This window comes from Mesorhizobium sp. M1396 (assembly GCF_040317725.1).
GTDB lineage: Bacteria > Pseudomonadota > Alphaproteobacteria > Rhizobiales > Rhizobiaceae > Mesorhizobium.
Map to the genome: position 1 here is coordinate 95,558 of NZ_JAMYLA010000018.1, position 14,862 is coordinate 110,419.

Here is a 14,862-nt window from a genome sequence, read left to right on the forward strand (position 1 = left end):
GCGCCAGTGACCCGCCGCGCAGGCGGGTTTTTCGTTTCCGTCAGCCTACGCGCCGGCGAAGGCTCCGAAGGAACCCACTAACCCGAGTTCGTGACCTTGCTGGGTGAGCCTATTGGTGGTTGACTAACCGTTGGGAGCTAGGGGAATTCCAATGATGGACGCTTTAGCCGCCAGGCCACGACTTGGTGTGCAAGGAAGACTGGCGCTGGCTGCCCTGACCTATACTGCCGTCGCGGCGTTGCTTTCATGGCACGCGTTCGTTGCGCTGCTGGGTAAATACATGGTCACACAGTTCTTCGCTTTGCCACTGATGCTGTTCTTCGGGCTTAGCGCGGCTTCGGTGATAGCGCATCCTTCCGCTCCAATGTCGTATTTGTGGGACCTCATCCGAAAGCGAGGGATCGGGGCTGCTTGGGTGATTGGCATATTCTGCGCGGCGATCGCAGCTTTCTCGACGTTTAAATATCTCATTCCTGCATGGGTTCCGTTCTTTGCCGACCGAACGTTGGCCGACCTGGATGAGTTTTTGCATCTCGGTCAGCCTTGGCGACACCTTCACGCCATCACGCCCTCATGGATCTCACCAGCCCTCGGTCTACTGTATGGGCCAATATGGTTTGCTCAATTCTTCGGCTTCGTCCTGTTTGCAGCATTCCTGCCGAACGCGCCCACAAGGGTTCGATATCTGCTGTCGTTCGCTGCAACGCTCCTGTTGCTAGGAACAGTCCTGAGGGCTCTTGGATCGTCGGCAGGCCCGATCTTCTATGATCGAATGTACCATGGCGACCGGTTTGCAGACCTATTGGCTGCCCTTGCTTCCGTCCCGCTGGGTACGGTGACGCTGAGCACATCCGACTATCTATATGCGTCATACATTGACGATAGCGCGGTCTTCGGCGTCGGTATCTCGGCGATGCCGAGCATCCATGTCGCCATAGCCTTTCTCAATGCCTTGTTTCTCTCCAAACTCAACAGACGGCTCGGCATTGTCGGCTGGATGTATGCGGCCTCGATCTTGTATGGATCAGTGTATTTTGGCTGGCACTATGCTTTGGATGGCTACGTTTCGATCATTGGCGTGCTGCTGATCTGGCGACACGCGGGCCGTAACATGCCTACGATAATCAGCTCCCGCGCTGGGATGCCTTTGCCTCCCGAGACACTGTAAAACAGTTCTAGCTCCTGCATGTCGAAACCCGCGAAGATACGACGTGTGTGGGCACGTCATTGATTGAGAGAATGAACTTACCCTTCAGCGCCCGCAATCTGGCGGCGATGGCGTCGAACTGATCGCGGCCGAATAGCTCCTTCCCGTAGAAGTGCCATTCCGCCTCCCCCTGTGGTCGTTTATCTAACCATCGGAAGCGTAGAAAATAACCGCAAGGCCACTCAAATCGAACAAGCGCTGGCCGCTATGTGATGCGCCACTTTCGCATATACTTCTTCTTGATAATCGGGAGCGGTGGTGGTTCGGCACTGATAATCATTGGCGAAGCCGGTCTGTCGACAATTGCGGCTACCGGGACTGCCACTGCGCCAACGATCAATCCAGCCGCCAGCCAATTCATTGCCAATCGGTAATTGGGTGTCATTTTCAAGCGCTCCATTCGCACATAGAATGCCTGCCGGCCCGTTAAGCAAAGCTTACATCGCTGTGGTTCGCGTTTCTGACGATGCAACGGACTGTCGAGTCAGTTGAGCTGATTCAGGATTCCAGAGCTGCTCGCCAGCACCACACTCTTGTAGATCAGGAACACTATCGTACAGATCGCGGCTATCGCGATCGGCACTCCGAATGGCACCACGCCCTTGCGATCCAGATGCTGGACGATGAGCCGAAAAGCGCCCGCGGGCAGCATGAACGGGTTTTTCACGATTGCGGCGGTGGCCAGGGCGAAAACCAAAAGCAGCACCGAAAACACAACCAGATCGCTTCCACCGATCAAAAATGGCACCACAGCGATCAGCTTGACGTCGCCCGCGCCGATCTTGCGCAGCGCCCAGAACGGGAAGAGCGCGACGAACAACAGAAGCCCGGCAATGGCACTGAGCCCCATGTTCCACCAGGATCCGGACTGGAGCGACAGCAGCAGCAAGCCTCCTGCCCCGAGACAGAGCAGCAGCAGCACATCGCGATTGGCAATCTTCTGGGTGGTGAAGTCGAGCCAGGCGATCCTTGCCAGCAGAGGGATGGCGAGCGCCTTCAGCAGCAGCGATTCGACCAGCAACATGCTAGCGCTCGATATTCTGCACGCTTGATGACAGCAGCTTCAGATTGTTGGCGACGGTCGGATCGTTGGGCGCCAGTTCATAGGCCTTGAGGAAATTGCTGCGGGCGTCCTGCAGCTTGCCGCGCAGCAGGTAGGAATAGCCGACATTGTTGTAATATTCAGGCGTCGCGCCGACCAGCTTGAAGGCACGGGCATAGGCCCGGTCGGACAGGTCGAAGCGGTGGATCCGGTCGGTGCAGGCGGCCAATCCCATCCACGCGCCGCCGTCATTGGGGGCAAGCTGTGTTGCTTTGAAGAACAGCGCGCCGGCATTGCCGTAATTTTCCGCGCGGAACTGGTTCTTGGCCTCGGCAACAGCCTGGTCGGAGGCGTAATATTCGACGTCGCTGACCGTCTTCAGCCCGTCGAAAGCATCGCCGAAGGACGTCACATCACCCTTCGACGGCTCGTTGGTGCGGACGACACCGTCGGTGGCGTCCGTCTGGCAGCCGGCAAGTACTACCGTCAACAGGCAGGCTGCGACAGCGATAACCCTTCTCATATAGTTCCCCTCGAGGTCCCCCGACTCACATTAGGACCAAAGCATACATGTAACTAGAAGAAAATCCCCTTCATCCGGATGATGACCGGCAACATGATAACCATCAGCACGACCGGAAAGATGCACAGCCCCAACGGTATCATCATTTTCACGGGCAGTGCATTGGCTTTCTCCTCCGCGCTCAGAATTCTCTGCCCTCGCATCTCTTCGCTGTAGACGCGCAGTGCGTCCGTCAGGCTGGTGCCCAGCTCTTCCGATTGCCGGAACAGCACGGCCAGCGCTCTTGCTTCTTCAAGCCCAATACGGTCCGCGAGTTCACGCAGCGCCTCGCGCAAGGGCTTCCCCGCGCGCAGTTGGAGGTTCATGATCGCAAGCTGGATGCCCAGCCATTTGTGGGTACCGGCCAACTCCGAACCAACGCGCTCGACCGCTGCCTCAAGGCTCATACCTGCGTCGGCGCAGGTGATCATCATATCCATGAAATCCGGAAAACCACGACGGTAGGTTTCCTTCTGAGCATTCTCGAAGCGATCGAGCAGAATGCTGGGAATCACTATGCACCCCAATCCTAGCAGGGCTGAGCCGGCAAGCGCGAAGAAACCGGGCAGATGCGGTGGCAACACTCGCAGCAGAAATGCGTAGGCAGCCAAAAATCCGACACACACCGCGCCAAGTCGCGACAGCGTATAGATCAATGGAGCGCTCGCTTGATAGAAGCCGGCGCGAAAAAGCTTCGCTTCAAGTGCACTTGGCTCTTGCCGCTCCTTCTCCATCGTTCGAAAATATGCGTCGACCGGCCGTTGCGCCGCGATCTTGGCCAACTGTTCCTGACCCGCGAGCGAGCGAGGGTCGACCACACCTTCGGCCATGAGGCTTTGGGCCACCAGCTTTCGCGTCTGCAAGGCCGGCAGGAAGACAAGCGCGCCAAACAGGAAAAGGGCGACCGCAGCCACGAAAACGGCGGTGGAAACCAGAAAACTTAGGTCGTTGGTTATGGAAAGCAGGTTGATGGTAAGCTCCTCAAAAGTCGAAATTGACCATTCGATACATGATGAAGTCGCCTAGCAGAGCCCATACGCCAAAGCCCAAAAACACGGGGGCAATCATCGGGTCGTGCCAAACCTTGCCATAGTAGGACGGGGCAGTGATCTGAAGGATCAGGAACATCACAATTGGAAACAGCGAGATGATCCAGGCTGAGACGCGGCCTTCAGACGAAAGCGCCCTTATTTTCATCCGCAACTTCTGGCGCTCACGCAGAACCGAGGAAAGGTTGGCCAGAATTTCGGTCAGATTGCCGCCGGTCTTGGACTGAATGGAGAGGGATATCGAAAGCAGGTGGAGGCCTTCGAATCCGACCCGCTGAGACAGTTTTCGCACGGCTTGTTCAATACTCAGACCAAAGGTGATCTCATCGGATACGATACCGAATTCCGTCCCCAGGGGATCAGGCATCTCACGCGCCACAAGGCCAATGGCCACGGAGGCTGGATGTCCGGCGCGCAGCGAGCGCACGATCATGTCGAGAGCATTCGGGAGTTGCTTCGCGAACTTCAGGATTCGCTTGTTGCGAGCGCGGCGAAGCATGAAAAGGGGCAACACAAAGCCGACAACCAGAAATACAACGAGCGCCAGTAGGGCCGATAAGCCCAAGAGGAACGACAACAGCAGTGCCAATGCCAACCCGGCACAGACGAATATACCGGCGAATGTGAGTGGATTTCCGGTGATGCCGGACTGAGTATAGAGCCTGTTCAGTCCGATCAGCCCAAAAAGAAAGTCGCCAGATTCCGTCAAACCCCGCTCGCGGAGAAGGCTTTGCAAAGTCCGTTCAGCCGGAACTTCGTCAGACAGTCGCTTCAACCGACGATTGATGGCGCCGACCGCCGCACGGCGCCCGGCAAAGGAAAGAAACAGAGCCTCACCGGCAAGGATGACCGACGCCGCCGCAAGTGCATAAATGAAATAAAGCAATGCCTGACCGGTCAGCATCAGAGAGCAACCTGCGGATTGAAGGCGTCCTTGCTGAAATGATGTCCTAGCGTTGCCGCTTCCGCCGCAAATCTCGGCCTGACACCCGTGGCGCGAAACTCTCCGATGATCGTGCCGTCGGCAGCGACATCACGCCGGACGAAATGATAGATTTCCTGCAGTTGCACGACATTGCCTTCCATTCCTGTAATTTCCGAGATCGATGTCACGCGCCTGCCACCGTCCGACAGTCTTTGTGTCTGCACGATGATGTCGATGGCCGAAGCGATCTGCGCCCGAATGGACTCGTGCGTCATCGGCATGCCGGCCATGCCGACCATCTGCTCCAGCCGCGAAATCCCGTCGCGCGGCGTGTTGGCATGGATGGTGGTCATCGAGCCCTCATGGCCGGTGTTCATGGCCTGCAGCATGTCGAACGCTTCCTCGCCGCGCACTTCGCCGACAATGATCCGGTCCGGCCGCATACGCAACGCATTCTTGACCAGTTCGCGCTGGCGAACCTCACCTTTGCCTTCGACACTGGGCGGGCGTGTCTCCAGCCGTCCGACATGCGGCTGCTGCAATTGCAGTTCCGCCGCGTCCTCGATGGTGATCAGGCGCTCCCTGGAGGGAATGTAGCTCGACAGCGCATTGAGCAAGGTCGTCTTGCCGCTGCCGGTGCCGCCCGAAACCAGGATCGATTTTCGTGCCTGCACCGCGATACGCAGCATGTCGATCATCGGCTGCCTGATCGAGTTGAGCGCCATCAGGCGTTCGAGCGAATACGGGTTCTTGGAGAACTTGCGGATCGAGACCAGCGGGCCGTCCACCGAGATGGGCCGCACCGCGATGTTGACGCGAGATCCGTCTTCCAGCCGGGCATCTACCATCGGCGACGATTCATCGACGCGGCGGCCGATGGCGGAAACGATCTTGTTGATGACGCGCAGCAGATGCGCCTCGTCACGAAACCGGATTGGCGTCTCTTCGACCAAGCCACGCCGCTCGATAAAGACGCGCTTGTGGGTGTTGATCAGGATGTCTGTGATTGAATCATCCTTAAGCAGTGGTTCTATCGGCCCAAGACCCAGCATCTCGTCGGCGGTATCGCTGGTCAGTTGATCAAGCTCGCGGGCATTCAGCGGCACGTTGCGGCCGCGAACGAATTCGCGAACGATCGGACGGATCTCATTCAGGATCTCATCCTTGGACGCATTTTCAAGAGCAGTCAGATTGAACCGATCGATAAGGTGGCGATGAAGTTCGACCTTGAGTGTCAGGAAATCGTCGCCACGGGATTCAATATCAGCGACTGGTGCCGGAGCAACAGATAGCACCGCCAGCGGCTCGACCTTTGCCACTGCCTGCTGTTCGCTTGGCCCCTTGATGAACCGCCCCAGCATAATCGCCTATACCCCCGTCGGACTCATATTAGCGGAAACTAACCGTTAACCACTGGAGGCACAAGCGCCCAGGTTACCCGCGCAACCGTAATACTTTCTACATAGTTAACATCAGGAGCCTGTAATAACGAGTTTATTTGATATGGCTGCCCGCTCGCGGTCACCGGGTCGATCCCCCCTTTCCGCGTCAGCCTGTTTTTCGGCGCCAAATCGCTCCGGAGGCACTGCTAACCCCTTAGATATAAAGGAATATGCATTATAGCTAATGCTTCCCTAATTTTGCCACACCCACGGCGAAATTGTGAACGAATGGTTAAGGACGATCGAAAAATGAAAAGAATCAATCCCTTGGTAAGATATGGCTTTGCAATCTTCTTGCCGAATCACGTATATGAAAGTTAAGGAACCCTTAATCCGTTTGACTCTGCAATTTCTCGGGACCTAGGATCGAGATGACGGGGGATGCTTGGGTATGGATTTCATCCTTTGCTCTGTCTCGTCGGGTTGAAACTCCAAAGGGAGAAATTGACATGAAGAAGCTCATGACGATGACCCGGCAGTTCCGCGACGATGAAAACGGCGCTGCCATGGTCGAATATTCCATCCTGGTCGGCATCATCGCTGCGGCGTCACTGCTGGCAATCCTCGCGATCGGCGGTTGGGTTGGTGCTCAGTTCACCGGTCTTTGCGCAAATCTCGATGGCAGCGGCGTAAGCGCTACCGGTTCTGGCACCGGCGCTTGCTCTCCGTAACCATACTCCTGGGTCGGGACCACTCGGTCTCGACCCAGTTTTCTGCATCAGGAAGAAACTAGCATCGCCCTTGGGGGGCGATTTGGGGTGGGAAGATGCGCGCCAATACTCTCATTATGATTGTCCTCGCCGGAGTGTTCGGCGTGCTGGCGGTGGTGCTTGCCAATATCTGGCTGGCCAACCAACGCAGTGCGATGGCACAGTCGAATGGCATTCAACGCGACACGGTCGTGGTGGCGGCAATGCCGCTGAAGTTTGGCGACACGCTAAGCGTCGACAAGCTGCGCGAAATTCCCTGGCCAGCGGGCGCGATTCCTACAGGCGCCTTTAAGACGACAAAGGATGCTCTAGCTGGTGAAGGCACGAGGCAGGCGCTTCAGACGATCAGCGCCAATGAACCTATTCTAGCCAGCAAGATCACAGGCCCAGGCCAGCGTGCCACACTTTCCGCGGTACTCGGCGACGGCATGAAAGCTGTTTCCATTCGGGTCAACGACGTGCTTGGCGTTGCCGGCTTCGTCTTCCCGGGCGACCGGGTCGACATACTTCTGACGCGCACCGCGCGCGGCGACGACGGTGCGGACAGGAGTTTTGTCGATGTGCTGTTGCAGAGCATGAAGGTGCTCGCCGTCGACCAGGTGGCCGATGTGAGCAAGGACAATCCGACGGTGGTGAAGTCGGTGACGCTGGAGGCCAGCACCAAGGATGCGCAGAAGCTGACCCTTGCAGCGGGCGCGGGCCAGTTGTCGCTGGCACTTCGCCAGGCCGCCGCCAGCAAGGGCGAGACGACCGAACGTGTGACGCTTTCCGACCTGACCGGCGAAACGGCGGCAGACGTCGCCGCCAGGCAGGCGGAGCTCGACAAGAAGGCAGCAGCGGAAGCAGCGGCCGCGGAGGAACGCAAGCGCGCCGAAGACAGGATAGCCGGTTTGACCCAGGCCGTGGAAAAAGTGGGAAGCCGCCTCGACGAACTGGGCAAGGTAAAGCCGGCTCCAGCTGTGGCATCTGCGCCGCAGGTGAAAGAAGTTGTCAAGGAAGTGGTCAAATATGTGCAGCCGGAACCACCGGCGCGGGCGACAGTCGGTGTCTTTCGAGGTATAAAGCTCGAAACATATGATGTGCCGCGACAAAATTAACACCGGCATAGTAGGATATGTGGAGTCCGAATCAGCCGGCGAGGGGGTAGCGTAAATGCGCGTGTTCTGGGGATCACTGGCCGCTGTTCTGGCCTGTTTCTGTGCGTTGCTGTCGTTGAGCCTTGCGGCTGATGCCGCCGACCGTTTCATCGACGTATCGACCCCAAGCGTGCATCGTATCTTCCTGCCGATGTCGCAATCGGTAACGGTCCAGGTGAGTGCCAATCTGGGCGATATCGTCGTCGGCGACGAGAAGATCGCCGACGCCCAGCCGATGACCGACCGCACGCTCTATGTCATCGGCAAGGGCGCCGGCACAACCACGGTCAATCTTTTCTCCACGGACAAGCGCTCGCTCGGCGCCCTGCAGATCGAGGTCGGCGTCGATGTCAGCGACATGGCGGCGGCAATCCGCCAGGTGGCACCCAGGTCGCGCATTGAAATCGGGTCGATCAACGGCAAGGTCAGGCTCGGCGGCCATGTCAAGGACGGCGCGACGCTGGAGGCCATCATGCAGGTTGCGCAGCAGTATGGTCCCGACGCCATCATCAACTCCGTTACCGTCGATGACAGCCAGCAGGTCAATCTCGAAGTTCGTGTGCTGGAGGCCAAGCGTAATGCCGGACGCGACCTTGGCGTGTCGATCCGGAGCACAAACGGCAGCGGCACAACCCGGGTAGGCACGGGCAGCGCCGCCGTCGACGAAGATAATGTGGTGGCCGGAGCGGGCAATATTATCACCGGGCTGTTGTCGAACTCCAATCCCTTTGCAGCACTGATCACCCGCGTCATCGACAGCAACATCAAAGTCGACCTAGTCATCGAAGCGCTCGAAGCCAAGGGCGTCGTGCGAACACTGGCTGAGCCGAACCTCACGACGCTTTCCGGAGAACAGGCCAGCTTCAACGCCGGCGGCCAGGTTCCCATCCGCAGCGTCACCGCCGACGGCCTGATTCAGATCGAGTACAAGCAGTTCGGCGTCAATCTTCAGTTCACCCCGGTCGTGCTCGCCGACGACAAAATCCATATGAAGCTGGCACCGGAAGTGAGCGACCTGACCGGCTTCACCTCCGCCGGTGACCCGATCTTCACCAACCGCAAACTGGACACCGTTGTCGAGCTGCGCGACGGCCAGAGCTTCGCGGTCGGCGGCCTTCTGTCCAGCAAGACCATCAAGCAGCAGAACCAGGTGCCATGGCTCGGCCAGGTGCCTGTCATCGGGACGCTGTTTCGCAATTCGAGCAACCAGAAGGAAGAGACCGAGCTGGTGGTGATCGTCACGCCGCACATCGTGCGGCCGGTGAAGCCCGGCGAGCAGCTGGCGACGCCTTTCGACAAGACGCGGCCCGCCAACGATCCGGAATTCTTCGTGCTCGGCCAGCTTGAAGTGAACAAGGACATGATCCGAAAATACGAAACGGGCGATGGCGTCACCGGCCCTTATGGCCACATGCTCGACTTCAAATCGAAGGACAAGATGCTCTATGTCAAAAAATAGCGCCTTGATCCTCATTCTGTGCGCCGGTGCGCTGTCGGGCTGCGCCGCGGACTATCTGAACCATTATGATTCAGTGACGTTGGCCGCCGGCGACACGCAGAAATTCAATTCGATGCTGCAGACGGTCGATCCGCTCAACCCGGCCTCCAGGAACACACACATCGAAGGCGACGGCACGCGCGCCGCACTTGTCGCGCACAACTACAAATTTCCACCGCCACCGCCGCCACCGCCGGCGATCACGGTCAATGTCGGTGGGTCGGGTGTGACGCCGTGAGCTGAACGAAAGGATGCGGAGGGCGCCGGGCATGCGAGGGGCCCTGGTGCGAGGAAAGAGAGTAAGGTCATGTTGGGGACCATTCGTGCCTTCTGGAACGATCAACGCGGCGTCGCGATGATCCTCGTTGCAATCATGCTGCCGGTGATCATCGGTTTTGCCCTGCTGGTCATCGATATGTCCCGCGCCAACAGCCTGCATAACGACCTTCAGAAGGGCGCCGATGCGTTTGCGCTCGCAGCTGCAGCAGAGCTTGACGGCAAGTCGGACGCGATCACCCGCAGCAACAACGCCCTTGCTACGCTTGTCTTCAACACCTACCGTTTCGCGGACCAAGCTGCTGGCGATCCGCCTGGAGCGACAACTCTTGCGGCAGCCGGCGTGACATGGCGCTACCTGAGTAGTCTCCCAGTCAATGACAGCGATCCCATCACTGTCGCGAATGTGACCACCGATGCAACCGACGCGAGGTTTGTTGAGGTCACCGTCACTCCGGTTGGTTTCTCAGCAATGTTTCCGGCTTCTTTTGTCGGCGGGGTGAACGGTTTCAACATCGGTTCGGTTTCGGTCGCCGGGTTCAACAGCGCCGTTTGTGATTTCACGCCGATGTTCATCTGCAATCCCTATGAAGATCCAACCGCAGGCATCACGCTGGAGGAGGCGGTAGCGAGCACGGATTATCGCCGTCGACTGATCCAGCTGCGTAAGATCGGCAACGGGGCTGCTTTGGCCGGCCCAGGAAATTTCGGTTTCCTCGACCCCCCGGTGGGTATCGGACATGGCGCCAACGGGCTCGCCGAAACGATCGCTACGTCGGTTCCGAAAGGTTGCTATGCAAGCGGCACGGCCGACACCAAGACCGGACAGAATGCCGGACCGGTTGAAGATGCCTTCAATGTTAGATTCAGCATCGATCCCGGCGGCAACAAATTCAACACTGCAGAATACGGCCCGGCACGAAATGTCAGAAAGGGAGCGATCAAAACGGGAAAAGGAAACAACTGCCCCAAACTAACCGATCTGGATTTTACAAAACCGGGGACGATGGGGATGCCCCGTGACCAGACATTTCCTTATATGAGTGGCCGGATGGGCGACGGCAATTGGGATCTGACCGGGTACTGGAACACCAATTTCGGAACATCCCCCACAGCAACAAAACCTGCCGGGTGGGCCGTCACAAAGCCGACGCGCTACGAAGTCTATCGAGAGGAGCTAAGACAAAACATTCAAGCCACGCCGTCAACTGGCGGTGAGATAGGCACACCGCCAAATTCATGTCTGCCGCAGATCACGACGGTTGACCGCCGAATTCTCTATGTCTCCATTGTTGACTGCAACAGATTGGAAGACGAGGGCTACGATTTGAACGGAAATTCAACAGATATCCCAGTGCGGGCTTTCGGCAGTTTCTTCCTAACGGAACCGGTGAGGTCAAGCGCATCGACAAGCGCATCGGTCATGGTTGAATTGGTCGATATCACCGGCGCCGGCGGGCGCGGATCGCTACAGGATTTCGTTCGTGACGAGCCACAGCTTTACAGGTGATGTGATGTTGATGGGGCTCGGGTCGATTTTTCGAAGGTTTGGTCGCGAGGAGAGAGGCGCGGTCCTCGTCGAAATGACATTGATTACGCCACTGATGATCAGTCTTTCGGCCGGCGTCTTCGAGTTCGGGAATCTTCTCCATCAGAAGCTGCTGATCGAAGCTGGTCTCAATGATGGGGCTCGCTATGCAGCACGTTGCAATCAGACGTTCAATACGGCGCTCAACTGCGTCACCTATGCAAAAAACATCGCTGCCACAGGATCATACAACTGCGGTGGAGATTGCGGGGTTGCAAGCCGGGTCACGGGTTGGCTGCCGGCGGCCGTCACGGTCAATCTCAATTACCTCGTCATCCCGGTGATCGTTGACCCAAATACTGGCTTGGCGAACTACCACAGCGCGACCGCCAGCGTCCGGGTGGTCCGGCTCGAAACGTCTTTCACATACACCGGCGCGTCCTTGCTCAACTATCTTGGCCTGGGGCCGATCACCTTCTCGGCTGGCCACGAAGAACGATACACCGGGTGGTGAGATGCACACATTAACCCGGTTCAGGAAAGAGGAAGGCGGCGCGGCGATGGTGGAAGCCGCCATCAGCATGACCCTGCTGCTGATACTGACCCTTGGCTTTGTGGACTTTGGCTACGCCTGGTATCAATGGAACGCCGCCACCAAAGCCGTCGAAATCGGGGCGCGCATGGCTTCGATTTCAACACCGATCGTACCCGAAATTGCAGCAGCTGGAATCGCGACAACGCCAGGCGACCCGATTCCTGTGGGCAACTACGACTATACGTGCAACGGCGCCACGAACACGTGCAGCTGTGTCGGCACAGGATGCGTACCTATTGTCACCGTCCCTGATTTTAGCAAGATCTTTCGCGGGGACGCGACGGGCATTGGGACTTGCCCTCCGCTTGCCGCGGGACAACGGCCGGGCATGTGCCATTTTTTCCCGATGCTCCAGCCTGCCAATGTAATCGTCAGATATTCAGCGACCGGATTGGGTTATCAAACCCGTCCGGGCGGATCCGTACCGACAATAACCGTTAGCTTGCAAGGCGTGACATTCCAATTCTTCTTTCTGGGCGCCTTGCTGGGTTTCAGTAACATTACCATGCCCTCCATGCTGAGCACGGTCACGGGCGAAGACCAAAAGAGCACCTGGCCATGAATGCCATCAACACCAAGGTTACGCCGACCAAGCGAAAGCAGGTGGCGCTGTTCTCGTCGGATCCGCAGTTCAAGCGCGATGTGGCGACGCGGCTGGATGCGTTGGCGATCTATGATGTCAGGATTTCCGAGACGAACGACTTTCTCAAGGGGCCGCCGGCGGACACGCGTCCGGGCATCGTCATCCTCGATCTCGGCAATGGCGAGTTGCTCGGCCGGCCCGGCATCGTCGAGGCGCGCGCGCTGTGGGCTGATGTGCCGCTGATCGCGGTTTCCGACGAGCTGACGTCGGAGCAGACGCGCGTGCTGGTGCGCATGAACGCCTCCGACTGGCTGCACAAGCCGCTCGACGGCAAGGAGTTGCTCAACGCGGTGACCTTCCACGACACCGGCAACCAGGGAACGAAAAGCCGGATCATCACCTTCATCGGCGCCAGCGGCGGCGCGGGTGCGACGACGATGGCGCTGTCGGCGGCCGAGTTCCTGGCTTCGAAATCGACCGAGCGCGCGGCTTCCACCTGCCTGGTCGATCTCGATTTCCAGAGCGCCAATTGCGGCGCCTATCTCAATCTGTTCAACCAGTTCGATCTTGCCGGCATCATCGGCCAGCCGGAACGGCTCGATGTCGAGCTGATGGATGTCATCAAGCTGTCGCGCCCGTCCGGCCTCACCCTCTACGCGTTCGAGCGGCCGCAACTGCCGTTCGAGCCGCATGGCAGCGATTTCGTCTTCCGGCTGCTGGACCTCGTCGCCTACCGCTTCGACGACATCGTCATCGACCTGCCCAATCTCGAAACGCCCTGGCACAATTCCGTGCTTTCGACGAGCGACGAGATCTTCATCGTCTTCGAGCTCAATGTCGCTTCGCTGCGGCAAGGCAAGCGGCTCTACAAGAAGATCCGCGAGCTGCGCGGCAACGCGGTCAGCATCACGCTGGTCGCCAACAAGCACAAGCGCAAATGGTTCGGGAACCACTTTTCGCGCAGCGAGCTCGAGAAGATATTCAAGGCGCCGCACATCAAGTCGGTGGCGCTGGACAACGCGCTTCTGACCGACGCGCTGAACAGGGCCATCCCGCCATCGGAAGTGGATGGGCGGGCGCGCTTCAACAAGGATCTGAAGCGGATGTTCAAAGAGCGGCTCGATGACGCCGCCCGATAGATACCGGATCGCGAGATACCGGATGGCTGGGCGGCTGGCCGGCGCCTGCGTGCTCGGCATGGCGCTGGCGCTGTCCGTCCAGGACTTCGCCGAGGCGCGGTCGGTCGAGCGGCCGCCGCTGCCGGCGATGGGGCCCAGCCTGCGCAAGGCCGTCGCCTTTCCAACCACCGAGCAGCCGGGAACGATCATCATCCGCAAGGACGAGAAGGCGCTTTACCTGGTGACCCGCCAGGGCCAGGCGCTGCGCTACCAGATCAGCGTCGGGCGCGACGGGTTCGGCTGGACCGGCGTCGTCAAGGTGGGGTCGAAGACCGAATGGCCGGAGTGGCGCCCGCCGCAGGAAATGCGGGCCCGCCAGCCGGAGCTGCCGAAAATGGTGCCCGCCGGTCCCTACAATCCGCTCGGCGCCAGGGCGCTCTATTTGTCCCGCGACGGGCGCGACACGCTCTACCGCATACACGGCACCAACGATCCGAAGGGTGTCGGCTTCGACGGGACATCGGGCTGTTTTCGGCTTACCAACACGGATGTGATCGATCTCTTCAAGCGCGTCGCGGTCGGCGCAAAGGTGGTGGTCCAATGACGACGATCAGCGAACCGGACATGCCGGCGATCGATATCGGAAACCATGAACAGCGCGAACAGGGCGCCATCGAGCGACCCGGCAGCACAAGGACGATCGGCATCGTTGTGGCTTGCGGCGCCTTGCTGATCACCGGGATCAACATAGCGGCCGCGGTCTATCTCTACCGGGGCATAAGCGACCTGCGTTTCGTCGAGGCGCGGCTGGAGCAGCTCGGCGCGTTCGAGCAGCGGATCGCGGCACGGCTCGACACGGTCAACAACGGCTTCCAGAGCCGGTTCGAGAAACTGGACAGCCAACTGCAAGGCAGCTTCAACGAGATCGATGGCAGCATTGCCCGGTTGGCCAAGAATATACCGGTCGCCGGCGGCGAGGCCGTGTCGAGTGCGGCGGAACCGTCCGAGATCACCACCAGCACGCTGGCGCAAGCGCCCGAAGCTCTCGACGGCGACAGCGAACCCGGCGTCATCGAAGCGCCGCCCGCGCCCAGGACGAGGACCGTACCGGCGGCGCCTCCTCCCCCAAGCTCCAACTACCAGCGCATCGAGAAGCCCGACGGCAAGGTCTATTACCGCAGGATCAACTAG

At 58.9% G+C, this 14,862-nt stretch carries 16 protein-coding genes; 11 read left to right on the top strand and 5 right to left on the bottom strand.

Going from position 1 to position 14,862, the window contains the following annotated elements; genetic code table 11:
• Positions 1 to 151 precede the first annotated feature (151 nt).
• Entirely contained in the window at positions 152 to 1,168 is a 1,017-nt protein-coding gene (locus tag NKH02_RS14405) for a phosphatase PAP2 family protein (RefSeq protein WP_352879543.1), read from the top strand.
• Positions 1,169 to 1,691: 523 nt separating this feature from the next.
• Here NKH02_RS14405 and NKH02_RS14410 read toward each other — a convergent pair.
• The 5 genes from NKH02_RS14410 to NKH02_RS14430 form a co-directional block, all read right to left on the bottom strand.
• Positions 1,692 to 2,231 (bottom strand): prepilin peptidase, encoded by a 540-nt coding sequence (locus NKH02_RS14410; protein ID WP_352879544.1) that lies wholly within the window; start codon positions 2,229 to 2,231, stop codon positions 1,692 to 1,694.
• 1 nt (position 2,232) lies between these two features.
• The gene (locus tag NKH02_RS14415) at positions 2,233 to 2,772 is read right to left on the bottom strand and encodes a tetratricopeptide repeat protein (RefSeq protein ID WP_352879546.1); all 540 of its coding nucleotides are present in this window, start codon (positions 2,770 to 2,772) and stop codon (positions 2,233 to 2,235) included.
• A gap of 53 nt (positions 2,773 to 2,825) precedes the next feature.
• Entirely contained in the window at positions 2,826 to 3,725 is a 900-nt protein-coding gene (locus NKH02_RS14420) for a type II secretion system F family protein (protein ID WP_352879548.1), read from the bottom strand.
• Positions 3,726 to 3,792: 67 nt separating this feature from the next.
• Positions 3,793 to 4,764, bottom strand: coding sequence for a type II secretion system F family protein (locus NKH02_RS14425; RefSeq protein ID WP_352879549.1), 972 nt, complete (start codon positions 4,762 to 4,764; stop codon positions 3,793 to 3,795).
• Positions 4,764 to 6,146, bottom strand: a complete 1,383-nt coding sequence (locus tag NKH02_RS14430; protein WP_352879551.1) for a TadA family conjugal transfer-associated ATPase — start codon at positions 6,144 to 6,146, stop codon at positions 4,764 to 4,766. Before NKH02_RS14430 ends, NKH02_RS14425 begins: the two co-directional genes overlap by 1 nt.
• Positions 6,147 to 6,676: 530 nt before the next feature.
• Between NKH02_RS14430 and NKH02_RS14435 the strand changes: the two genes are divergently transcribed.
• The 10 genes from NKH02_RS14435 to NKH02_RS14480 all read left to right on the top strand — a co-directional run bounded on the left by NKH02_RS14435 (position 6,677) and on the right by NKH02_RS14480 (position 14,862).
• Positions 6,677 to 6,898: a Flp family type IVb pilin gene (locus NKH02_RS14435; RefSeq protein ID WP_127329153.1), complete on the top strand. Its 222-nt coding sequence runs from the start codon at positions 6,677 to 6,679 to the stop codon at positions 6,896 to 6,898.
• 95 nt (positions 6,899 to 6,993) lie between these two features.
• Positions 6,994 to 8,034, top strand: coding sequence for a Flp pilus assembly protein CpaB (gene cpaB / locus NKH02_RS14440; RefSeq protein WP_352879552.1), 1,041 nt, complete (start codon positions 6,994 to 6,996; stop codon positions 8,032 to 8,034).
• Between the two features lie 55 nt (positions 8,035 to 8,089).
• Positions 8,090 to 9,532 (top strand): type II and III secretion system protein family protein, encoded by a 1,443-nt coding sequence (locus NKH02_RS14445; RefSeq protein ID WP_352879553.1) that lies wholly within the window; start codon positions 8,090 to 8,092, stop codon positions 9,530 to 9,532.
• Positions 9,519 to 9,809 carry a hypothetical protein gene (locus tag NKH02_RS14450; RefSeq protein ID WP_352879555.1) on the top strand — a complete coding sequence of 97 codons (291 nt, stop codon included), beginning with the start codon at positions 9,519 to 9,521 and terminating at the stop codon, positions 9,807 to 9,809. Before NKH02_RS14445 ends, NKH02_RS14450 begins: the two co-directional genes overlap by 14 nt.
• A gap of 69 nt (positions 9,810 to 9,878) precedes the next feature.
• Complete coding sequence (locus tag NKH02_RS14455) at positions 9,879 to 11,357, top strand: pilus assembly protein TadG-related protein (RefSeq protein WP_352879557.1); 1,479 nt, start codon at positions 9,879 to 9,881, stop codon at positions 11,355 to 11,357.
• Positions 11,332 to 11,889: a TadE/TadG family type IV pilus assembly protein gene (locus tag NKH02_RS14460; protein WP_352879558.1), complete on the top strand. Its 558-nt coding sequence runs from the start codon at positions 11,332 to 11,334 to the stop codon at positions 11,887 to 11,889. Before NKH02_RS14455 ends, NKH02_RS14460 begins: the two co-directional genes overlap by 26 nt.
• A gap of 1 nt (position 11,890) precedes the next feature.
• Positions 11,891 to 12,532: a TadE/TadG family type IV pilus assembly protein gene (locus NKH02_RS14465; protein WP_352879559.1), complete on the top strand. Its 642-nt coding sequence runs from the start codon at positions 11,891 to 11,893 to the stop codon at positions 12,530 to 12,532.
• Positions 12,529 to 13,692 (top strand): CpaE/TadZ family protein, encoded by a 1,164-nt coding sequence (locus NKH02_RS14470; RefSeq protein WP_352879561.1) that lies wholly within the window; start codon positions 12,529 to 12,531, stop codon positions 13,690 to 13,692. Before NKH02_RS14465 ends, NKH02_RS14470 begins: the two co-directional genes overlap by 4 nt.
• Entirely contained in the window at positions 13,676 to 14,275 is a 600-nt protein-coding gene (locus NKH02_RS14475) for a L,D-transpeptidase (RefSeq protein WP_352879563.1), read from the top strand. The genes NKH02_RS14470 and NKH02_RS14475 overlap by 17 nt, the downstream gene beginning before the upstream one ends.
• Positions 14,272 to 14,862, top strand: coding sequence for a hypothetical protein (locus NKH02_RS14480; RefSeq protein ID WP_352879565.1), 591 nt, complete (start codon positions 14,272 to 14,274; stop codon positions 14,860 to 14,862). The genes NKH02_RS14475 and NKH02_RS14480 overlap by 4 nt, the downstream gene beginning before the upstream one ends.